Genomic DNA, 22,509 nt, shown 5'->3' with positions numbered 1-22,509 from the left:
CTTCGCAAACGTTTGCTGTCGGCCTGATCGGCAAATAACGGCAATACGCTTGCGTGAGGGCGGAATCCGCCCCCAGCGTTTTTTTGGCTAATCGGTTATTTGTCGATACTGACGCCCGAGAACACGTTGCGGCCGAAAGGACTCACCTTGAATCCTTCGACTTTGGCGCTTAACGGCTGGTTGACCGTCGAGTGGGCGACAGGCGTGATCGGCACTTGCTGCTTGAGCAACTGCTGAGCCTGTTTGTAAAGCACGGTGCGCTGGTCACGGTCGGTGACGACCTTGGCCTGCTTGATCAGCTTGTCGTAAGCCGGATCACACCATTGGGAGTAGTTGTTGCCGCCAATGGCGTCGCAGCTGTAAAGCGTGCCGAGCCAGTTGTCCGGGTCCCCATTGTCACCGGTCCAGCCAATCAGGCTGACGTCGTGCTCGCCATTTTTGGTGCGCTTGATGTACTCGCCCCATTCGTAGCTGACGATCTTCACTTTGAGACCGATCTTCGCCCAGTCAGCCTGGAGCATCTCGGCCATCAACTTGGCGTTGGGGTTGTAGGGACGCTGAACCGGCATCGCCCACAGGGTAATTTCGGTGCCTTCTTTCACGCCGGCAGCCTTGAGCAGTTCCTTGGCTTTTTCCGGGTTGTAGGCGGCGTCTTTAATGGTCTCGTCGTAGGACCATTGGGTCGGCGGCATGGCGTTTTGCGCCAGTTGACCGGCGCCTTGGTAAACGGCGTTGAGAATGCTTTGTTTGTTCACCGCCATGTCCAGCGCCTGGCGCACTTCGAGCTGGTCGAATGGCTTGTGGCGCACGTTGTAGGCGATGTAGCCGAGGTTGAAGCCAGGCTTTTCGATGAGCTTGAGATTCGCGTCGTTCTTCAGCGCTTCGACATCGGCAGGTCGTGGGTGCAAGGTGATCTGGCACTCGTTGGCCTTGAGCTTCTGCACACGAACCGACGCATCGGTGTTGATGGCGAAAATCAGGTTGTCGAGCTTGACCCGGCTCGGGTCCCAGTACTGCTTGTTGCCGCTGTAACGGATGTTGGAGTCTTTCTGGTAGCTCTTGAACACGAACGGCCCGGTGCCGATCGGCTTCTGGTTGATGTCGCTCGGCTTGCCTTCGGCCAGCAGCTTGTCGGCGTATTCGGCGGACAGGATGGCAGCGAAGCTCATGGCGATGTTCTGGATGAACGCGGCGTCCACGCTGTTGAGCGTCATGACCACGGTCAGCGGCCCGGTCTTTTCGACCTTGGCGATGTTCTTGTTCAGGCTCATCCCGTTGAAATACGGGAACTCGGTTGGATAAGCCTTACGGAAAGGTTGCTGCGGATCGAGCATGCGATTGAAGGTGAACAGCACGTCATCGGCGTTGAAATCACGGCTCGGCGTGAAGTACTTGGTCGTATGAAATTTCACCCCTTCGCGCAGGTGAAAGGTGTATTTGAGGCCGTCTTCGGAAATATCCCAGCTCTTTGCCAGGCCTGGTACGACGTTGGTGGCGCCTTTTTCGAATTCTGCCAATCGGTTGTACAACGGCTCGGCGGCGTCGTTATCGGTCGCGGTCGTGTACTGCGCGGTGTCGAAGCCAGCCGGGCTGCCTTCGGAGCAGAACACCAGGCTGTTGTTGGCGGCCTGGCTGATGGAAGTGGCGGCCAGCAGGCCGGTGCCCAGCAATGCGGATAAAACCAAGGTATGGCGCATGACGCTCCCTTTTCTCTTTCGCTAAGTGTTTTCAATGCGCCGCTGTCCCGTCCGGGGACGTGGAGGCGTCATTGATATCAAGCCATGACGTGCAGCAATAACCGAGAGCCCACGCGTGCACTGGTCAGAACCCGACGGTAAGAGCCGCGAGTCTGGCAGTAAATGCGTAGAGTCCTAAAGACTCGTAGGAAAGGGCAACGCGTCCGACGCCGCAGCTGTAATGCTCAGCGGAATAGGATGTAGGTTGTTTCCTGCTTTCTCGGTAGAAAAAGCAACGGCGACGTCAAAAACGTCGCCGTTGCCAAATCTTATTTGCTGACGCTAACGCCGTAGAAGGAGTTCAAGCCGAATGGGCTGATCTTGAAATCCTGCACTTCGTTGCGCATGGGTTGGAACACCGTCGAGTGAGCGATAGGTGTCATTGGAACAGCGTCTTTGAGGACGTGTTGCGCCTGCTTGTACAGTTCGGTGCGCTTGCCCTGGTCGGTCGTGCGCTTGGCTTCTTTGACGATGCCGTCGAACTTCTTGTCGCACCACTTGGAGAAGTTGTTGCCTTGCAGCGAGTCGCAGCCGAACAGCACGTTCAGCCAGTTGTCCGGGTCACCGTTGTCGCCGCTCCAGCCAATCAGCATCGCGCCGTTTTCGCCGCCTTTGGAGCGCTTGATGTACTCGCCCCATTCGTAGCTCTGGATTTTGGCCTTGATACCGATCTTCGCCCAGTCTGCCTGGAGCATCTCGGCCATCAGCTTGGCGTTCGGATTGTACGGACGCTGCACCGGCATTGCCCATAGAACGATTTCGGTGCCTTCCTTCACACCGGCTTCCTTGAGCAGCTCCTTGGCTTTCTCAGGGTTGTACGGAGCATCCACGATGGTGGTGTCGTAAGACCACTGGGTCGGTGGCATGGCGTTGACGGCCTTTTGACCTGCACCCTGGTAAACCGAGTCGATGATCTGTTGTTTGTTGACGGCCATGTCCAGTGCCTGACGCACTTTCAGTTGGGCCATCGGGTTCGGCTTGTCGTCACCCTTGATCTTGTCCATCACGTTGTAGGCGATGTAACCCAGGTTGAAACCGGCCTGGTCAGGCACTTTCAGGGTTTTGTCTTCTTTCAGCGCCTTCAGGTCGGCCGGACGCGGGAACAGAGTGATCTGGCACTCGCCCTTTTTCAGCTTCTGGATACGCACCGAAGGGTCGGTGGTGATGGCGAAGATCAGGTTGTCGATCTTGACGTCGTCAGGCTTCCAGTAGTCCTTGTTCCCGGTGTAGCGGATGTTGGAGTCTTTCTGGTAGCTCTTGAACACGAACGGACCAGTGCCGACCGGCTTCTGGTTGATGTCGGCGGCTTTGCCTTCCTTGAGCAGCTGGGCTGCGTACTCGGCGGACTGCACCGAGGCGAAGCTCATGGCCATGTTCTGGATGAACGCGGCATCTACTTCTTTGAGGGTGAACTTGACGGTGTGGTCGTCGACTTTATCGATCTTGGTGATGTTGGTGTCCATCCCCATGTCGGTGAAGTACGGGAATTCGGTCGGGTACGCCTTACGGAACGGATCATCCTTGTTAATCATGCGATTAAAGGTGAACAGCACGTCGTCGGCGTTGAACTCGCGAGTCGGCTTGAAGTACGGGGTAGTGTGGAACTTGACACCTTCACGCAGGTGGAAGGTGTAAGTCAGGCCATCATCGGAGATGTCCCACTTGGTCGCCAGACCAGGAATAACGGCGGTACCGCCGCGCTCGAACTGAGTCAGACGGTTGAACATGGTTTCGGCAGAGGCGTCGAAGTCGGTTCCGGTGGTGTACTGACCAGGATCAAAACCGGCCGGGCTCCCTTCGGAGCAGAACACCAGGTTAGTCGCCGCTTGGGCGAAAGGTGCGGCAGCTAACAAGCTGGCGCCGACTAAAAACGGAATGACCGCGTGTTTAAGCATGGTGGCCTCATGATTTGTTGTCATTTTTGAATTTGAGGACGACCTCGTGAGTCGTGCCTGCGGATACTTATGCAGGGGCCATACCCAATGCAAGATGTTGAATGGCCACAAGCCTTAAACAGTGGCACGAACGTACCTTAATGTCGCATATGTATAAATTGACGCGCATTTGACCGTTTGCGTGTATTTTTTTCGGTGCAAACCACGCACTGACGAAGGGCAACCGGGGCGCTGGGCGCACCCGGTTGGCGCGCGGTGTTACTTATTTATACCCACACCATAGAAGGGTGTGAGGCCGAACGGGCTGATCTTGAAGTCGGTGACTTCCTTGCGCAGCGGCTGGAACACCGTCGAGTTGGCGATTGGCGTGATAGGCACCTGTTGCTTAAGGATTTGTTGGGCCTGTTGATACAGTTTCACCCGCTGCTGTTTGTCCGTGGACACCTTGGCTTGCTGGACGAGTTTGTCGTAGGCCGGGTCGCACCACTTGGCGTAGTTGCTGCCCTTCACGGCCGCGCAGCTGTAGAGCACGCCGAGCCAGTTGTCGGGGTCGCCGTTGTCGCCGGTCCAGCCGTAGATCATCGCGTCGTGTTCGCCGTTCTTGGCGCGCTTGATGTACTCGCCCCATTCATAGCTGACGATGTTGGCCTTGATGCCGACCTTCTCCCAATCCTGCTGGATCATCTGCGCCGACATCCGCGCATTGGGGTTGGAGGCACGCTGCACGGTCATGGCCCACAAATTAATGGTGGTACCGGGTGCAACCCCTGCTTCTTTCAGTAGCGCCCGGGCTTTTGTCGGGTCGTAGGAAGCATCCTTGATGCTCGGGTCGTAAGACCATTGCGCGGGTGGCAAGGCGTTTTGCGCCAGTTGTCCGGCACTCTGGTAGACAGCCTTGATGATCGCCGGTTTGTCGATCGCCATGTCCAGGGCCTGACGCACCTTGAGCTGGTCAAGCGGCGGGTGTGTCACGTTGTAGGCCAGGAAGCCGAGGTTGAATCCGGCCTGCTTGAGCACGCGCAGGTTCGGGTCTTTCTCCATCACCTCGATGTCGGCCGGGCGCGGGTAACCGCTGACCTGGCACTCGCCGGCCTTGAGTTTCTGCAAGCGCACGGCGGCGTCCGGGGTGATCGAGAACACCAGGTTGTCAATTTTCACATCCTCGGGTTTCCAGTACGCCTTGTTGGCGACGTAGCGGATCTGCGAGTCCTTTTGATAGCGCTTGAACACGAACGGGCCGGTGCCGACGGGTTTCTGGTTGATGTCGGCCGCTTTGCCTTCCTTTAGCAATTGCGCGCCGTACTCGGCGGATTGCACCGAAGCGAAACTCATCGCCAGGTTCTAGATGAAGGCGGCGTCGATGTTGTTCAGGCTGAAGCGCACGGTGTGTTCGTCGATTTTGTCGACGCTCTTGATCGTTTTGTTCAGGTCCATGTCGGTGAAGTATGGGGACTCGGCGGGATAGGCCTTGCGGAACGCATTTTCCGGGTCGAGCAGGCGCTGGAAGGTGAACAGTACGTCGTCGGCGTTGAAGTCGCGGGTCGGGGTGAAGTAATCGGTGGTGTGGAATTTCACGCCGTTGCGCAGGTGGAAGGTGTAGGTGAGGCCGTCTTTTGATACGTCCCAGTTTGTCGCCAGGCCGGGTTCGACTTCGGTGCCGCCGCGTTTGAATTGGGTGAGGCGGTTGAAGACGGTTTCGGCGGAGGCGTCGAAGTCGGTGCCGCTGGTGTATTGGCTGGGGTCGAAGCCGGCGGGGCTGGCTTCGGAGCAGTAGACCAGGGTGGTGGCGGCTTGTGCGAATGGGGCGGTTGTTGCGAGGGCTAGGGCGAGCAGGAGTGGTTTGACGGTGGTTCTTTCCATGGAGTCCCCGGGGGTTTGGGTCGCTGTATTTTCCTCAGGGTAGCGTTGTAGACGGGGTGGGCGGAAATATCCGTTTGTGAGGGGGACCCCTCTATCTCGGTATATTCAGGCTGTTTGTCGGATGTGTGCACGTTCAAAATGTAGGAGCCGGCTTGCTGGCGATGGCGGCCTTAAAGCCGACCAATTTCCTTTTGGGTGTACATATCCATTCCTGCGGTAACGGCCGCCTATGGTTTCGCCCTTACGGCGAGTCCCTTTTGGCAAACGCCCCAAAAGGAACCAAAAGGTCTCGCCCCGGCGTCCGGCCCCTCGCTAAGGCTCGGCGTTCCCTCGCTCCGGTCCTGCTCCGTGGGCCCGCCGCCATCGGCCATCCATGGCCGGGGGCGGCTAGCCCGGCATCCATGCCGGGCTGCCCACTGCGCAGAACCTCCACTCGGCCTCCCGAAGGGGCGGGCAGATCAAAATCAAAAGCTGCAGGCGAGCTAACGCTCGGCCTGATGAGTGGTGAAAAGCGGGTGTACGCTGACCTGCTTTTGTAGGAGCCGGCTTGCCGGCGATGGCGGCCTGCCAGACGACCTGATTTCGCGGATGTAATACGCCCTTTGTAGGAGCCGGCTTGCTGGCGATGGCAGCCTGTCAGCCGACCTGATTTCGCGGATGTACCCGAACTTTTGTAGGCGCCGGCTTGCTGCGGGCGGCGTTCCGACGATGGCGTGCGTAGCAGCGCCGCAAAATCCGGAATTTTTCGCCAGCAAGCCGGCTCCTACAGGATCGGGTGGCGTCGATTTTCCGTGGCCATAAAAAAACGGCGATCACTAGGGTGATCGCCGTTTCTGTGTACGGGCTATCGAATCAAGGCATCAATACTTCAATCGACCCATCCGCCGTCATGCTGATCTGGCTGGTGCCGGCTTCAACTTCCGGCGTAACTGGCGCGGCATCCATGCTGGCCGCTTTCATCATCATCGGCCCACGCATGTACGGTTGTGGATAACCGTTGCTGTTCAGGTTGAGGTTGACGATTTTGTAACCCTTGCCGCCCAGCGCGTCGGTGGCCAGTTGTGCTCGGGCCTTGAAGGCGGTCACGGCGTCTTTGAGCAGCGCGTCTTCGCTGGCCTTGCGGGTTGGGGTGGCGATGGCGAAGTCCATGCCGCCCATTTTCAGGTCGGTGAGCAGTTCGCCGGTCAGTTTCGACAGGGCGGCGAAGTCGGAGCTTTCCAGGCGCAGTTCGGCGCGTTCGCGCCAGCCAGTGATTTTCTGGCCCTTGGTGTCGTAGATCGGGTAGCTGTTGCGGCTGCCCTGGCGCAGGGTGATGTCTTTGACTTGCTTGGCCTGGGCCAGCGCTTTGTTCATGGTGGTGCTGACGTCGGCCGCGAGTTTGGCCGGGTCGGTGTTTTGTTCTTCGGTGTAGAGGGTCACGATCATCAGGTCGCGGGCAACTTCCTGACTGACTTCGGCGCGCAGGGAAATCTGGTTGTAATGCAGCTCGTCGGCGGCCAGGGCCAGGGCCGGGAGGCTGGCGAGGGTGCCAACGCTGAGGGCGAGAAGGGCGGCGCTGCGGCGGAAAGTGTGCATGAAAACTCCTTGGACGATGCGCAGGGGTTAGGTCCGAGCCTGCGTGAAACCATCAGACTCTAGCTTTAATGATCCGGTTCGCACAGTTACAACTTCTATACAGATGTGTGGCGGCAAGCGGCATTCTGTAGGAGATGGCTTGCCAGCGATGGGATCAAAAGCGCCACGTCAATGCTGAATGACCGCGTTATCGTTAACGTTCATCGCTGGCAAGCCAGCTCCTACAGGGGATCGTCGCCATCATTCCTGCCATGTGGCCGTTTGCCGCACTTTTGCCTGTCAGCCCCCGTGCTTGGTTATACTCCGTGCGATCTGCCTGGAGCGCTCATCAGGAGAGCTCATGCTCGCCCCCGTTCAAATCACTTCCGCAACTCGTCAGAATCTCTGGCGGCTGACGTTCATCCGCACATTGGTGTTGGCCGCTCAGGCCGGTTCCGTGGGCCTGGCCTACTGGCTCGACTTGCTGCCGCTGCCTTGGTTTCAACTGGCCGCGACCCTCGGTTGCTCTATGTTGCTGTGCGCGTTCACGGCGATTCGGCTGCGTACCTCCTGGCCGGTTACTGAGCTTGAATACGCCGTACAACTGGCCTGCGACCTGTTTATCCACAGCGCCTTGCTGTATTTCTCCGGCGGCTCGACCAACCCCTTCGTCTCTTATTACCTGGTGCCGCTGACCATCGCCGCCGTGACGTTGCCATGGCGTTACTCGGTGATTCTGTCGGGCATCGCCCTGGCGATGTACACCTTGTTGCTGGCGGGTTTCTATCCGCTGCAAACCTTCCCGATTGCCCGGGAAAACCTGCAGGTCTACGGGATGTGGCTGAGCTTCGCCCTCGCCGCGGCGGTCATCACCTTCTTCGCCGCGCGCATGGCCGAAGAGCTGCGGCGGCAGGAAGAGTTACGGGCCATCCGTCGCGAAGAAGGCCTGCGTGATCAGCAATTGCTGGCCGTCGCGACCGAGGCCGCCGGTGCCGCCCATGAACTGGGCACGCCGCTGGCGACCATGAGCGTGTTGCTCAAGGAAATGCGCCGGGACCATCACGATCCGATGTTGCAGGACGACCTCAGCGTGCTGCAGGATCAGGTCAAACTCTGTAAAGAAACCTTGCAGCAACTGGTACGCGCCGCCGAGGCCAATCGCCGCTTGGCGGTGGAGATGCAGGACGTCACTGATTGGCTCGACGAAGCGCTGAACCGCTGGCACTTGATGCGCCCGGAAGCCAGTTACCGCTTCCAGCGCCTGGGCCAAGGCACCGTGCCACGCATGGCGCCGCCGCCGGACCTGACCCAGGCGCTGCTGAATTTGTTGAACAACGCCGCTGACGCATGCCCCGAAGGGCTGCAAGTGACGCTGGACTGGAATGCCGAGAATTTGACCATCAGCATTCGCGACCACGGCGCCGGTGTGCCGCTGGCCATTGCCGAACAGATCGGCAAACCGTTTTTTACCACCAAGGGCAAAGGTTTCGGCCTGGGCCTGTTTTTGAGCAAGGCCAGCGTGACACGCGCCGGCGGCTCAGTGAAACTCTACAGTCATGAGGAAGGCGGTACGCTCACCGAGCTGCGCCTGCCCCGTGTCGCCCGAGGAGACGAACATGAGTGAAGAGATCCAAGTCGAAGGCGAAGAACTGCCGCATTTGCTGCTGGTAGATGACGACGCCACGTTCACCCGCGTGATGGCGCGCGCCATGGCTCGCCGTGGTTTTCGCGTCAGCACCGCCGGCTCCGCCGAAGAAGGCCTGACCATCGCCCAGGCCGATATCCCGGATTACGCCGCGCTGGACCTGAAAATGGACGGCGATTCCGGCCTGGTGTTGCTGCCCAAACTGCTCGAACTCGACCCGGAAATGCGCGTGGTGATCCTCACCGGTTACTCGAGCATTGCCACCGCTGTCGAAGCGATCAAGCGCGGTGCCTGCAACTATCTGTGCAAACCGGCGGATGCCGATGACGTGCTGGCCGCGTTGTTGTCCGAGCACGCTGACCTCGACTCCCTGGTGCCGGAAAACCCGATGTCGGTGGACCGTTTGCAGTGGGAGCACATCCAGCGCGTGTTGACCGAACACGAAGGCAACATCTCCGCCACTGCCCGCGCCCTGGGCATGCACCGCCGTACGCTGCAGCGCAAACTGCAAAAGCGTCCCGTTCGTCGCTGAACCTGCGCTGAACAAATGCCGGCCGCGCCTCGCGACAAACCGAGCCGATCATCTATGATCGGTTCGTGCGTGTTCTTTTCTTTATCGAGCCTTTTCCATGAATCAGAACGCTGAATATTCCGCGGTCAACGATGCCGTGCGCGGGCAGTTTTTTCGCAAAGTCTGGGTGATGATCACGCCTTATTGGCAAAGCGAAGAGAAGGTCAAGGCCTGGACACTACTGATCGCGGTGATCGCGTTGTCGTTGATCAGCGTGGGGCTCTCGGTGTGGTTCAACACCTGGTACAAGGATTTTTACAACGCTCTGCAGAAGAAGGACGAAGCCGCGTTCTGGCAGCTGATTCTGTATTTCTGCGGGATTGCGGCGGTGGCGATCATCGGTGCCGTGTACCGACTCTATCTGACCCAGATGCTGACCATTCGCTGGCGTGCCTGGCTCACGGAAAAGCATTTCGCCCGCTGGCTCGGCAACAAGAATTACTACCAGCTGGAGCAGGGCGGTTACACCGATAACCCGGACCAGCGGATTTCCGAAGACCTCAACAACTTCACCTCCAATACCCTGGAGCTGGGCATCGGTTTGCTGCGCAACATTGTCAGCCTGGTGTCGTTCTCGATCATTCTGTGGGGCGTGTCGGGCAGTATCGAAGTGTTCGGTTTCACCATCCCCGGCTACATGTTCTGGTGTGTGCTGGTGTATGCCGTGATCGGTAGCTGGCTGACGCATCTGATCGGTCGCCGTTTGATCGGCCTGAACAACCAACAACAACGCTTTGAAGCCGACCTGCGTTTCTCCATGGTACGGGTTCGCGAAAATGCCGAGACCATTGCGCTGTACAACGGCGAACCCAATGAGAATCGTCGCTTGAGCCACCGCTTCGGGCTGGTCTGGCACAACTTCTGGGACATCATGAAGGTGTCCAAGCGTCTGACGTTCTTTACCGCAGGTTACCAACAGGCCGCCATCATCTTTCCGTTCATGGTCGCCGCCCCACGTTATTTCGCTGGCAAGATCGAACTCGGTGATCTGATGCAAATCAGTTCGGCGTTCGGCAATGTGCAGGAGAGTTTCAGCTGGTTTATCAGTGCGTACCAGAACCTCGCCTCATGGCGTGCCACTTGTGATCGTCTGCTGAGTTTCCGTCAGGCCATGACCGACAACGAAGAGCGCGCGCCGGCCATCGACGTACAGAATCAGGGTAATGGGCTGAAGATTCACAACCTGGGCCTCGATCTGGCGGACGGTCGGCATCTGCTGACCAATGCCGACATGACCGTGGAGGAGGGCGAGCGCGTGATGCTCAGCGGCCGTTCCGGCAGTGGCAAGTCCACGTTGCTGCGAGCCATGGGGCATTTGTGGCCTGCAGGCCATGGCAGCATTCGTCTGCCGGCGGCGCGCTATTTGTTCCTGCCGCAAAAGCCTTATCTGCCGATTGGCACGCTGCGCGAGGTGTTGAGTTATCCACAGCCTGGCGAAACCTATCCGCAGGAACGCTACGTTCATGTGCTGGAAACCTGTCGTTTGCCGCACCTGGTTTCGCGCCTGGATGAAGCGAATCACTGGCAACGCATGCTTTCGCCGGGTGAACAGCAACGTCTGGCCTTTGCCCGTGCGCTGCTTTATGCGCCGCAATGGCTGTACATGGATGAAGCGACTTCGGCGATGGATGAAGAGGATGAAGCTTCGCTGTATCAGGCGTTGATCGATGAGATTCCGGGGCTCAGCATCGTCAGCGTCGGGCATCGCAGCAGCCTGAAACGCTTCCATCCACGGCATGTGCGCATCGACAACGGCCATCTGGTGGACCAGACCGTAACCGCATAATCACCGCCACCCCTGTAGGAGCGAGCCTGCTCGCGATGGACCTGAGAGCGCCGCGGAGTGCCAGACTTCCAGCGTTATCGTTGGCGACCATCGCGAGCAGGCTCGCTCCTACAAGGGCGGGGTGATCGTACAACCGCGTTGAGCTATGATGCGGTTTCAGCCGAATTTTTCGAGACAGACGTTCACCATGGAAAACCCGATCGACGCACCACGCCTCCCTCGCAAGCGCCGCAGCCTCGCACAGGAATTGGTGACGGTGCTGTCCGAGCAGATCCGCGACGGTCACCTCAAGCGCGGCGACAAATTGCCCACCGAGTCGGCGATCATGGATGCCCATGGCGTCAGCCGCACCGTGGTGCGCGAGGCGATTTCCCGTTTGCAGGCGGCCGGGCAGGTGGAAACCCGCCACGGCATCGGCACCTTCGTGCTCGATACACCGAGCCCGAGCGGTTTCCGTATCGACCCGGCGACGGTGGTGACGCTGCGTGATGTGCTGGCGATTCTGGAGCTGCGTATCAGCCTCGAAGTGGAATCCGCGGGGCTTGCTGCGCAACGCCGCAGCCCTGAACAGTTGGCGTTGATGCGCGCCGCCCTGGACGCCTTGAACGAAAGCGCGGCCCACGCCAGCGATGCCGTGGCCTCGGATTTCCAGTTCCACCTGCAAATCGCGCTGTCGACCGGCAACCGCTACTTCACCGACATCATGACCCACCTGGGCACCAGCATTATTCCGCGTACGCGCCTGAACTCGGCACGCCTGGCCCATGACGACCAGCAGCACTACATGAGTCGCCTGAGCCGTGAGCACGAAGAGATTTACGATGCGATCGCACGCCAGGATTCCGATGCGGCGCGGGCGGCGATGCGCTTGCATCTGACGAACAGCCGCGAGCGGTTGCGTCATGCGCATGAAGAGGCTGAGGCGCAGCGCTGAAGCATCACGCTTCGACGTAGAGCTTCAGGCGCTCCGAATACGGTTCCAGACTGGATTCATCGGAGAATTTGTAGCGCAAATCGACTTCTGTACCCGAGTACTTCTCCAGTACCACTTTCGGGATGAGCAGCTCGATTCCACTGAGTTTGACCATGTCATCGACGGCGTCATCCCAGACGCCGGTCGGCGCTTTGCAACCCTTCCAGTCGGGCACATCCGGATCGGCTCCGAGGATCGGGTAAACGTCCCAGTTCGCCTCGAACTCATCCGAATCGGGTACAAGAATTTTCAGCGTGTCATTCAGGCTCGACAACTTCACGATCGTCATTTCGGCTTCGTGAAGGGCCAACTGCGGAAGAAGGGGCGGGGCAAGTGTCATGATGGGTTCGCTCTCCGTGCGAGGTGGGTCGTGATTCATTCACGACGGGCTTTGCACAGTACGAGCGTTTTGACGGGGGCGCTGAAAATGATGATGACCAGGCGTTTCAGACAGTGAATGTCGATACGCCCATTTGCATGGGCGTATCGAACGTAACGGGTCTAGCCTTTTGTCAGGATCGAGCGGTCCACTCTCACTCGCAGCTCAGTGCTCGCGGTTTTTGCATCGAACCTCGCGTTGCCTCGCTCATCCACGATGGCCCGGGCGATGGGTACACCCTCGGCCAACAACTCCAGCGGCGCACCCTTCAGCGAATCGCCCGAAGCCAATTCCAGTTTCAGTTTGATAGTCATCATCGATCTCCTTATCAGGCCACGTTGCCAGTCGGGTTGTAGTCCTTGAGCAGCAGGTAAGTGCTCCAGCCCCACCAATCATCGACGGTGGCGGTGTCATTCAGGTTATTGACGTCCTTGCGCCGCAACACCTTGTTGCCCTCGACCTTGAACAGCGGCGAGAAATTGCCCGTCGGGTTCAGTACCGCTTGCAGATCAGGCAGTTTTTTCAATGCCGCGAAACTGCCGGGCGACGGGGCGATGCCGCTGAGGTACGTCGCGAAAATTTCATCCGCCGACACCTGGACCGCTAGATTGACCTGGGCGCGATTGGCGCTGTCGATGGCATCGAAGTAGCGCTTGTCGCCATAAGCGTGCCATTGAGCGCCGTCGCCATTGCGCACATTGAGGCCGAACTTGCTGTCTTCGTCGTGCATGAAGCGGGTAATCAACGAGCCCAGATCACTCGGCGTGACCACCGCTGCCAACTGTTTGCGCGGCACCCGCAGGTGGCCGGCGGAAAACAGGTCGGTCAGGTAGTGATCGGCGAAAGCGTTCATCGCGTAAGCCAGTTCCAGCGACGCGTCATCGCCACTGTTGTGGGCGACCACCGCTTGTTGCAATGCCGCCGTATGCCCGGCGATGTAGGCCAGCAGTGCCCACTCGGCGAAGTGGTCAGCGTTGTTGGCGGCCAGTTTCAGGTAGCGGCCCAATGGATACAGGGCCGAGACGAAACTGCCGCCGCCGGTGATCTTGTTCCACTCTTCCGACAACGTATCACCCAGTGCGTCATACGCCTCGTGGGGCTGTTTGCCGTCCTTTATCGCCTGTTTAACCGCGGCGATTTCCTTCTGCATGACGCCGAGGATCAGCTTCGCTTCGGCATTTGACGCCGGCAGCACCGCCAGGGAATTGAAGGCCTCGGTAAAGCGCTGGATCCGGTCGGCGGCGGTTGCGCCTTCGCTGACCGGTTTGTCCGGGATTCCATAGAAATCACCGCCCAGTGCAACAACCTGCCCATACGTCAGGGCCAGGCCGTTAGGCAAATGCAACTCGACCTGCGAGGCCGTTATCGCCGGTGCATCCTTGGCGAAACGCAGCAGCGTGTTGTCGCCGATGGCGGTGTGTTCGCCACCCTCGAACCTCAGCTGTGGCTTGCCTTTCAAGGCGTTGCCGGATGCAGGGGCGGATGGCTGGTGGGTGTCGGTCCGGTGCTCGTCGAGGCGCAGGACCAGATGGTCATTGCCCGTAATGGCGATGCCGTTTTCGGTGAACAGATCATCCAGCCCGGCAATGACCTGTTTTGGTTTTTCCTGAGTTTTTGTGTGTAGACCTGACATTTCTATCTCCTTGATATGTCGTCGGTATGTTTCAAATAACTGTATATATATACAGTTATTCGGAGCATAGAGGAGATATTTCCTACGTCAAGAAAATACTTTTCCGACGCATAAATTTTGGGTGCGGCGATGAAATGCAGTTGACGGTTGTTTTTTAAGTTGTACGATGACCTACAACTTCGGCGCAGGCTGAACGGTTTTCTCACACACACAAACAAACGTTGCTACCCAGGGTGTTCGAATAATGAATCCACAAGAACTGAAGTCCATCCTCTCTTCCGGTCTGTTGTCTTTCCCGGTTACCGATTTCAATGCTCAGGGCGACTTCAATCGCGCGGGCTACATCAAGCGTCTCGAATGGCTGGCCCCATACGGCGCCTCGGCTCTGTTCGCCGCAGGCGGCACCGGTGAGTTCTTCTCCCTGGCGGCCAGCGAATATTCGGAAATCATCAAGACTGCCGTCGACACCTGCGAAACCAGCGTGCCGATTCTGGCCGGCGTTGGCGGTTCGACCCGTCAAGCCATCGAATACGCACAGGAAGCCGAGCGTCTGGGCGCCAAAGGCCTGTTGCTGCTGCCGCACTACCTGACCGAAGCCAGCCAGGACGGCGTTGCCGCCCACGTTGAAGCCGTGTGCAAATCGGTGAAGATCGGCGTGGTGGTTTACAACCGCAACGTCTGCCGCCTGACCGCGCCGCTGCTGGAACGCCTGGCCGAGCGCTGCCCGAACCTGATCGGCTACAAGGATGGCCTGGGCGATATCGAGTTGATGGTGTCGATCCGTCGTCGCCTCGGCGATCGCTTCAGCTACCTGGGTGGTTTGCCGACCGCCGAAGTCTACGCCGCTGCCTACAAGGCCTTGGGCGTACCGGTTTACTCCTCGGCGGTGTTCAACTTCATCCCGAAAACCGCGATGGATTTCTACCACGCCATCGCTCGCGAAGATCACGCCACCGTCGGCAAGATCATCGACGACTTCTTCCTGCCGTACCTGGACATCCGTAACCGCAAATCCGGTTATGCGGTGAGCATCGTCAAGGCGGGTGCGAAAATTGCCGGCTATGACGCAGGTCCTGTGCGTGCGCCGCTGACCGATCTGACCGGCGAAGAGTACGAAATGCTCGCCGCGCTGATCGACAAGCAAGGTGCGCAGTAACACACCCGATTAAACAAGGCCGCTGAGCAATCAGCGGCCTTTTGCGTGAGGAGATTGTTGTGGCTGATACAAAGCGTTTTGATAACTACATCAACGGTGAATGGGTTGCCGGCAGTGAATACTGCGCCAACATCAACCCGTCCGAACTGACCGACACCATCGGTGAATACGCCAAGGCTGATCTGGCCCAGGTCCACGCCGCCATCGACGCCGCTCGCGCTGCGTTCCCGGCCTGGTCGACCTCGGGCATTCAAGCCCGCCACGACTCGCTGGATAAAGTCGGTACTGAAATCCTCGCTCGCCGCGAAGAACTCGGCACCTTGCTGGCTCGGGAAGAGGGCAAGACCCTGCCTGAAGCCATCGGCGAAGTGACCCGCGCCGGTAACATCTTCAAGTTCTTCGCCGGTGAAACCCTGCGTCTGTCCGGCGACTATTTGCCGTCGGTGCGTCCGGGCGTCAATGTCGAAGTCACTCGCGAAGCCTTGGGCGTGGTTGGCCTGATCACTCCGTGGAACTTCCCGATCGCCATCCCGGCGTGGAAAATCGCTCCGGCCCTGGCCTACGGCAACTGCGTCGTGCTGAAACCGGCGGATCTGGTGCCGGGTTGCGCCTGGGCGCTGGCTGAAATCATCTCCCGCGCAGGCTTCCCGGCCGGCGTGTTCAACCTGGTGATGGGCAGCGGTCGCGTGGTTGGCGATGCAATGGTTCAGAGCCCGAAAGTCGATGGCATCAGCTTCACCGGTTCCGTCGGTGTCGGTCGTCAGATCGCCGTCAGCTGCGTGTCGCGCCAGGCCAAGGTTCAGCTGGAAATGGGTGGCAAGAACCCGCAGATCATTCTCGACGACGCCGACCTCAAGCAAGCGGTCGAACTGTCGATACAGAGCGCGTTCTACTCCACCGGCCAGCGTTGCACCGCTTCCAGCCGCTTCATCGTCACTGCCGGCATCCACGACAAGTTCGTTGAAGCGATGGCCGAGCGCATGAAGTCGATCAAGGTTGGCCACGCGCTGAAAACCGGCACCGACATCGGTCCGGTGGTCTCGCAAGCTCAGCTTGAACAGGACATGAAGTACATCGACATCGGCCAGTCCGAAGGTGCACGTCTGGTCAGCGGCGGCGGTCTGGTGACCTGCGACACCGAAGGCTACTACCTCGCGCCTACGCTGTTTGCCGACAGCGAAGCTGCGATGCGCATCAGCCGCGAAGAGATCTTCGGCCCGGTGGCCAACATCGTTCGCGTGGCGGATTACGACGCTGCACTGGCCATGGCCAACGACACCGAATTCGGTCTGTCGGCGGGCATCGCCACCACGTCGCTGAAGTACGCCAACCACTTCAAACGCCACTCCCAGGCCGGGATGGTGATGGTCAACCTGCCGACGGCGGGCGTGGATTACCACGTTCCATTCGGTGGGCGTAAAGGTTCATCCTATGGTTCCCGCGAGCAAGGTCGCTACGCGCAAGAGTTCTACACCGTGGTGAAAACCAGCTACATCGGCTCTTAACAGGAACCACCGCGGTATTGGCAACGATACCGCACCCCCTGTAGGAGCGAGCCTGCTCGCGATGGTCTCGAGGTCGCGAAGTTCAGCCTGATGCCCAGCGTCATCGTTGACGACCATCGCGAGCAGGCTCGCTCCTACAAGGGACACAAAACGATCCACCCCGCATAAAAATAATCAGTGGGAGTACATCTACATGCAAGCGACCAAGCCGACCCACGTCCGCTATTTGATTTTGCTCATGCTTTTTCTGGTGACCACGATCAACTACGCCGACCGGGCAACCATCGCAATCGCGGGCTCCAGCCTGCAAAAAGACCTCGGCATCGACGCGGTCACCCTCGGTTACATCTTCTCCGCATTCGGTTGGGCCTACGTGGCCGGGCAAATTCCCGGTGGCTGGCTGCTGGACCGTTTCGGCTCGAAAAAAATCTATGCGCTGAGCATTTTCACCTGGTCATTGTTCACCGTGCTGCAGGGCTATGTCGGCGAGTTCGGCATGTCCACGGCAGTGGTTGCGCTGTTCATGCTGCGCTTCCTGGTGGGCCTGGCCGAAGCGCCATCCTTCCCCGGTAACGCACGCATCGTGGCCGCCTGGTTCCCGACCGCTGAACGCGGCACCGCCTCGGCGATCTTCAACTCGGCGCAATACTTTGCCACCGTGTTGTTCGCGCCGCTGATGGGCTGGATCGTCTACAGCTTCGGCTGGCAGCACGTGTTCATCGTGATGGGCGTGATCGGCATCATCTTCTCGGGCATCTGGTTGAAGGTGATCTACAGCCCGCGCCAGCACCCGATGATCAACGACGCCGAGTTCAAGCACATCGCCGACAACGGCGGCATGGTCGATATGGACCAGGACAAAGGCAAAGGCAAAAAAAGCGACGGTCCGAAGTGGGACTACATCCGCCAGTTGCTGACCAACCGCATGATGCTCGGCGTGTATCTGGGCCAATACTGCATCAACGGCATCACCTACTTCTTCCTGACCTGGTTCCCGGTGTACCTGGTGCAAGAACGCGGCATGACCATCCTCAAGGCTGGTTTCATCGCCTCGTTGCCGGCGATCTGCGGTTTCATCGGTGGTGTGCTCGGCGGCGTGATTTCCGACTACCTGCTGCGCAAGGGCCATTCCCTGACCTTCGCCCGCAAGGCGCCGATCATCGCGGGCTTGCTGGTTTCCAGCAGCATCGTGGCTTGCAACTATGTCGATGTTGAATGGATGGTCGTGGGCTTCATGGCCTTGGCTTTCTTCGGCAAAGGCGTGGGTGCGCTGGGTTGGGCAGTCGTGTCCGATACCTCGCCAAAACAGATTGCCGGTCTCAGCGGTGGCCTGTTCAACACCTTCGGCAACATCGCGTCGATTACCACGCCGATCGTCATCGGCTACATCATCAGCTCCACTGGCTCGTTCAAATGGGCGCTGGTGTTTGTCGGTTGCAACGCACTGGTTGCAGTGTTCAGCTACCTGGTGATCGTTGGCCCGATCAAACGTGTGGTGCTCAAAGAGCCACCGGTCAGCGGCCCTGAAACAAACAACAAATTGTCACAAGCGCATTCCTGAGGAGCGGCGTCATGCAGTTGATTGAACATTCCGACTCGCCGCGCTACATCCGCCTGCACGAGCGAGACAACGTCGTGATCGTGGTCAACGATCAGGGCGTGCCGGCGGGCACCGAGTTTTCCGATGGCCTGGTCACCGTGGACTTCGTGCCGCAGAGCCACAAGGTCACCCTCGAGGACATTCCCGAGGGCGGCCAGGTGATTCGTTACGGCCAGACCATTGGCTACGCGTTGCAGCCAATTCCGCGCGGCAGTTGGGTCAAGGAAGATCAACTGCGCATGCCCACCGCACCACCGCTGGACAGCTTGCCGCTGTCCACCGAAGTGCCGGCGGCGCAGGCACCGCTGGAAGGCTTTACGTTCGAGGGGTATCGCAACGCCGACGGCACCGTCGGCACGCGCAACATTCTCGGGATTACCACCACGGTGCAGTGTGTCACCGGCGTTCTGGATCATGCGGTCAAGCGCATCAAGGACGAGTTGCTGCCCAAGTATCCGAACGTCGATGACGTGGTCGCGTTGACTCACAGCTATGGCTGCGGCGTGGCAATCACCGCGACGGATGCATACATCCCGATCCGCACCGTGCGTAACCTGGCGCGCAACCCGAACCTGGGCGGCGAAGCGCTGGTGATCAGTCTGGGCTGCGAGAAATTGCAGGCCGGGCAGGTGATGCACGAGAACGACAGCTCGGTGGATCTGAGCGATCCGTGGCTGTATCGCTTGCAGGATTCGAGTCACGGTTTCACCGAAATGATCGAGCAGATCATGGCCCTGGCCGAGACCCGATTGAAGAAGCTCGATCAACGTCGCCGGGAAACCGTGCCGGCGTCCGAGCTGATTCTCGGCATGCAGTGTGGTGGCAGCGATGCGTTCTCCGGCATCACCGCCAACCCGGCGCTGGGTTACGCCTCTGACCTGTTGCTGCGCGCCGGTGCGACGGTGATGTTTTCCGAAGTCACCGAAGTGCGCGACGCGATTTACCTGCTGACGTCCCGCGCCGAAACCGAGGAAGTCGCTCAGGAACTGGTGCGGGAAATGGACTGGTACGACCGTTACCTGGCCAAGGGTGAAGCGGATCGCAGCGCCAACACCACGCCGGGCAACAAGAAGGGCGGGTTGTCGAACATTGTCGAGAAATCCCTTGGGTCGATCGTCAAATCCGGCAGCAGCGCGATCAACGGCGTGCTGGGCCCTGGCGAGCGCTTCAAGCGCAAAGGCCTGATTTTCTGCGCGACCCCGGCCAGCGATTTTGTCTGCGGGACGTTGCAACTGGCGGCCGGGATGAACCTGCACGTGTTCACCACCGGGCGTGGCACGCCGTATGGTCTGGCGATGGCGCCGGTGGTGAAGGTATCGACCCGGACCGAACTGGCGCAGCGCTGGCCGGACCTGATCGACATCGATGCCGGGCGGATTGCGACTGGACGCGCGTCGATCGAGGATCTCGGCTGGGAGTTGTTTCACTACTACCTGGACGTGGCCAGCGGGAAGAAGCAGACGTGGTCGGAGCGGCACAAGCTGCATAACGACATTACCCTGTTCAACCCGGCGCCGATCACGTAAGACCGCGTCATCGTTCTTCGCGGGCAAGCCTCGCTCCTACAGGTCCGGTGATCTTCTGTAGGAGCGAGGCTTGCCCGCGAAGGCTTTCCACCAGACGCCAACGCCTCGGGTGGCTTATCATTAGCCCCCTAACGACGCCCACCCAAGGTGACCCCCGGCATGCTGGCTATCTTCCTCGAAACCCTGAACATCACCGCGCCGGTGTTTGCCATGCTGTTTCTGGGCGTGCTGCTCAAGCGCATCAACTGGATCAACGACAATTTCATCCACACAGCGTCGGCTCTGGTGTTCAACGTCACCATGCCGGCGTTGCTGTTTCTGGGCATCCTGCATGCCGACTTGCACGCCGCGCTGCAACCGTCGCTGCTGATCTATTTTTCGATTGCCACGCTGGTCAGCTTCGCCATCGCCTGGGGCTGGGCGATCTGGAAGTGCCCGCGTGAAGACCGCGGGATTTACACCCAGGGTGCGTTTCGCGGCAACAACGGCGTTATCGGCCTCGCGCTGGCAGCGAGCATGTACGGCGATTACGGAATTTCCCTCGGCGCGATTCTCGCGGCACTGGTGATCCTGTTTTACAACACGCTGTCGACCATTGTGCTGGCGGTGTACAGCCCGGTGATCAAGTCCGACCCGTGGAGTATCTGCAAAAGCGTGATGAACAACCCGCTGATCATTAGCGTGTTTGCGGCGGCGCCGTTTGCGTATTTCAATATTGCCTTGCCGGGCTGGCTGGAGAAGTCCGGGCAGTACCTGGCGCAAACCACGTTGCCCTTGGCGTTGATCTGCATCGGCGGCACGCTGTCGCTGGCGGCGATGCGCAAAAGCGGCAACATGGCGCTCAGCTCCAGCCTGGTGAAGATGATCGGCCTGCCGGTGCTGGCGACGCTGGGCGCATGGCTCTGGGGGTTTCGCGGGGCGGAGTTGGGGATTCTGTTCCTGTACTTCGGCAGCCCGACTGCGGCGGCCAGTTTTGTCATGGCGCGTCAGGCCGATGGCAATCATGAACTGGCGGCGGCGATCATTGTGATCACCACGCTGATGGCGGCGGTGACCACCAACATCGGGATCTTTTTGTTGCAGTGGGGTGGGTGGATCTAGCTTCAGATTCTCTGTGCGCTTTAGATCCATTCGCGGGCAAGCCTCGCTCCTACAGGTTCGGTGATCTTCTGTAGGAGCGAGGCTTGCCCGCGAAAGCGGCGGACCTGCTTACTCCGACTTCTGGTAGGTATCGATCACTTCCTGCGCCGCCCGAAACGCATCGATCGCCGCCGGCACACCGGCATACACCGCGCAATGCAGCAGTGCCTCGCGAATCTCTTCCACGGTGCAGCCATTGTTCAGCGCGCCGCGCACGTGGCCTTTCAATTCCTGCGGGCACTTCAACGCGGTCAGCGCGGCGAGGGTGATCAGGCTGCGGGTTTTCAGCGGCAACCCTTCGCGACTCCACACACTGCCCCAGGCGTGTTCATTGACGAAATCCTGCAACGGCTGGGTGAACTCGGTGGCATTGCCCAATGCGCGATCGACGAAAGCGTCGCCCATCACTTGGCGGCGGACTTCAACGCCGGTTTTTTTATTGTCGGTCATGGCAATTCCTTCTTGTGGTGTTGGCGACGCCAGGCGCGCAGCGACGTGAACAGCAAAAACGCCAACAGCGCCGGCAGGACGAAAAACAACATCAGGTGTTCAAGCTTGCCGGCCAGCGGCATGCCGGTGGTGAACGACACCACGTGCAGACCGTAAGCCAGGTACAAACCCAAAAACAGCAGACCTTCGGCGCGGGTCACCCGGTAGCCGGAATAGAACACCGGCAGGCACAGCGCCGCGACGCCGAGCATCACCGGCAAGTCGAAATCCAGCGCGTTGGGCGAGACCGACAGCGGCGACGGCGCGATCAGTGCGGTAACGCCCAGCACGCCCAACAGGTTGAACAGGTTGCTGCCGATCACGTTGCCTACGGCGATGTCGCGCTGACCACGCAATGCCGCGATCAACGAGGTCGCCAGTTCCGGCAACGAAGTGCTGACGGCGACGATGGTCAGGCCGATGATCCGTTCCGACAGCCCCAGATCCGTGGCGACCGACACCGCGGCGCCCAGCAGCAAATGCCCGGCGTAGATCAGCATCGCCAGGCCCGCGACGATCATCAGCAGGCTGCTGAACCACGGAACTTCAGGGCCTTCATGCGGGCTCGTTTGTGGACGCGCCGAATGCCGCGACTGGCGCAGCAACAGGCCCAGATACACCATCAGCGCCGTCAATAGCAGGACGCCGTCGACCCGGGTCAGTTCTTCATTCCATGCCAGAACGAACACCAGCAGGCTGGCGCCGATCATCAATGGAATATCCAGGCGCACCAGTTGTCGCGAGACCCGCAGCGGGATGATCAGCGCCGAAAGCCCGAGGGTGACGAGGATGTTGAAGATGCTGCTGCCGATCACGCTGCCGACGGCGATGTCGGCGTTCTGCGCCAGCGTGGCTTGCAGGCTGACGGCCATCTGCGGTGCGCTGCTGCCGAGGGCGACGATGGTCAGGCCGATGATCAACGGTCGAACGTGCAGTCGCGCGGCCACGCGCACGGCGGCGCGCACCATCAGTTCGGCACCGGCGATCAGTAGAACCAGGCCGCTGAGCAGTTCAATCACGCTGAGCAGGGGTAAGTCGGCAAGTCCGAAAATGGTCGGGGC

The 22,509-nt window shown here is 59.5% G+C and carries 17 protein-coding genes and 1 pseudogene; 9 read left to right on the top strand and 9 right to left on the bottom strand.

What is annotated here, in order from left to right; translation table 11 throughout:
* Positions 1-95: 95 nt before the first annotated feature.
* The 4 genes and pseudogenes from KGB24_RS01785 to KGB24_RS01770 form a co-directional block, all read right to left on the bottom strand.
* Positions 96-1,697, bottom strand: coding sequence for an ABC transporter substrate-binding protein (locus tag KGB24_RS01785; RefSeq protein WP_008024394.1), 1,602 nt, complete (start codon positions 1,695-1,697; stop codon positions 96-98).
* Positions 1,698-2,005: 308 nt separating this feature from the next.
* Complete coding sequence (locus tag KGB24_RS01780) at positions 2,006-3,631, bottom strand: ABC transporter substrate-binding protein (protein ID WP_008024393.1); 1,626 nt, start codon at positions 3,629-3,631, stop codon at positions 2,006-2,008.
* Positions 3,632-3,889: 258 nt separating this feature from the next.
* Positions 3,890-5,491 (bottom strand): annotated as a pseudogene (locus tag KGB24_RS01775) (ABC transporter substrate-binding protein).
* Positions 5,492-6,343: 852 nt separating this feature from the next.
* Positions 6,344-7,066, bottom strand: coding sequence for an SIMPL domain-containing protein (locus tag KGB24_RS01770; RefSeq protein ID WP_223415142.1), 723 nt, complete (start codon positions 7,064-7,066; stop codon positions 6,344-6,346).
* Between the two features lie 340 nt (positions 7,067-7,406).
* On the opposite strand from KGB24_RS01770, the gene KGB24_RS01765 reads away from it, so the two are divergent.
* The 4 genes from KGB24_RS01765 (at position 7,407) to KGB24_RS01750 (ending at position 11,981) form a co-directional block, all read left to right on the top strand.
* Entirely contained in the window at positions 7,407-8,669 is a 1,263-nt protein-coding gene (locus tag KGB24_RS01765) for an ATP-binding protein (protein ID WP_008026843.1), read from the top strand.
* Positions 8,662-9,222: a response regulator transcription factor gene (locus KGB24_RS01760; protein WP_008026845.1), complete on the top strand. Its 561-nt coding sequence runs from the start codon at positions 8,662-8,664 to the stop codon at positions 9,220-9,222. Before KGB24_RS01765 ends, KGB24_RS01760 begins: the two co-directional genes overlap by 8 nt.
* Before the next feature lie 97 nt (positions 9,223-9,319).
* The gene (locus KGB24_RS01755; RefSeq protein WP_223415141.1) at positions 9,320-11,047 is read left to right on the top strand and encodes an ABC transporter ATP-binding protein/permease; all 1,728 of its coding nucleotides are present in this window, start codon (positions 9,320-9,322) and stop codon (positions 11,045-11,047) included.
* Positions 11,048-11,234: 187 nt separating this feature from the next.
* Positions 11,235-11,981, top strand: coding sequence for a FadR/GntR family transcriptional regulator (locus tag KGB24_RS01750; protein WP_010463396.1), 747 nt, complete (start codon positions 11,235-11,237; stop codon positions 11,979-11,981).
* Positions 11,982-11,985: 4 nt separating this feature from the next.
* Here KGB24_RS01750 and KGB24_RS01745 read toward each other — a convergent pair whose 3' ends face one another.
* The 3 genes from KGB24_RS01745 to KGB24_RS01735 all read right to left on the bottom strand — a co-directional run bounded on the left by KGB24_RS01745 (position 11,986) and on the right by KGB24_RS01735 (position 14,032).
* Positions 11,986-12,309, bottom strand: a complete 324-nt coding sequence (locus KGB24_RS01745; protein WP_223415140.1) for a hypothetical protein — start codon at positions 12,307-12,309, stop codon at positions 11,986-11,988.
* A 212-nt stretch (positions 12,310-12,521) separates the two neighbouring features.
* A complete protein-coding gene (locus tag KGB24_RS01740; protein WP_223415139.1) occupies positions 12,522-12,713 on the bottom strand; it encodes a hypothetical protein in 192 nt (63 codons plus the stop codon).
* A 14-nt stretch (positions 12,714-12,727) separates the two neighbouring features.
* Positions 12,728-14,032: a phospholipase gene (locus tag KGB24_RS01735; RefSeq protein ID WP_223415138.1), complete on the bottom strand. Its 1,305-nt coding sequence runs from the start codon at positions 14,030-14,032 to the stop codon at positions 12,728-12,730.
* A 244-nt stretch (positions 14,033-14,276) separates the two neighbouring features.
* On the opposite strand from KGB24_RS01735, the gene kdgD reads away from it, so the two are divergent.
* From kdgD to KGB24_RS01710, 5 genes are all read left to right on the top strand, one after another.
* Positions 14,277-15,188 carry a 5-dehydro-4-deoxyglucarate dehydratase gene (gene kdgD, locus KGB24_RS01730; RefSeq protein WP_008026855.1) on the top strand — a complete coding sequence of 304 codons (912 nt, stop codon included), beginning with the start codon at positions 14,277-14,279 and terminating at the stop codon, positions 15,186-15,188.
* A 59-nt stretch (positions 15,189-15,247) separates the two neighbouring features.
* Positions 15,248-16,693, top strand: a complete 1,446-nt coding sequence (locus KGB24_RS01725; RefSeq protein ID WP_223415137.1) for an aldehyde dehydrogenase family protein — start codon at positions 15,248-15,250, stop codon at positions 16,691-16,693.
* A 193-nt stretch (positions 16,694-16,886) separates the two neighbouring features.
* Complete coding sequence (locus KGB24_RS01720; protein ID WP_008026859.1) at positions 16,887-18,254, top strand: MFS transporter; 1,368 nt, start codon at positions 16,887-16,889, stop codon at positions 18,252-18,254.
* 11 nt (positions 18,255-18,265) lie between these two features.
* The gene (gene garD / locus KGB24_RS01715) at positions 18,266-19,819 is read left to right on the top strand and encodes a galactarate dehydratase (RefSeq protein ID WP_223415136.1); all 1,554 of its coding nucleotides are present in this window, start codon (positions 18,266-18,268) and stop codon (positions 19,817-19,819) included.
* A 159-nt stretch (positions 19,820-19,978) separates the two neighbouring features.
* Positions 19,979-20,920 carry an AEC family transporter gene (locus tag KGB24_RS01710; RefSeq protein WP_008026863.1) on the top strand — a complete coding sequence of 314 codons (942 nt, stop codon included), beginning with the start codon at positions 19,979-19,981 and terminating at the stop codon, positions 20,918-20,920.
* Between the two features lie 108 nt (positions 20,921-21,028).
* Here KGB24_RS01710 and KGB24_RS01705 read toward each other — a convergent pair whose 3' ends face one another.
* Both KGB24_RS01705 and KGB24_RS01700 read right to left on the bottom strand, forming a co-directional pair.
* A complete protein-coding gene (locus KGB24_RS01705) occupies positions 21,029-21,409 on the bottom strand; it encodes a carboxymuconolactone decarboxylase family protein (RefSeq protein WP_223415135.1) in 381 nt (126 codons plus the stop codon).
* A complete protein-coding gene (locus KGB24_RS01700) occupies positions 21,406-22,467 on the bottom strand; it encodes a calcium/sodium antiporter (protein ID WP_223415134.1) in 1,062 nt (353 codons plus the stop codon). Before KGB24_RS01700 ends, KGB24_RS01705 begins: the two co-directional genes overlap by 4 nt.
* Between the last annotated feature and the right edge of the window lie 42 nt (positions 22,468-22,509).

The sequence above is a fragment of the Pseudomonas sp. BF-RE-25 genome (assembly GCF_019956105.1).
GTDB classification, from domain to species: Bacteria; Pseudomonadota; Gammaproteobacteria; order Pseudomonadales; family Pseudomonadaceae; genus Aquipseudomonas; species Aquipseudomonas migulae.
The sequence above is the reverse complement of the archived record's forward strand: the minus strand, read 5'-3'. Positions and strand labels throughout refer to the sequence as shown.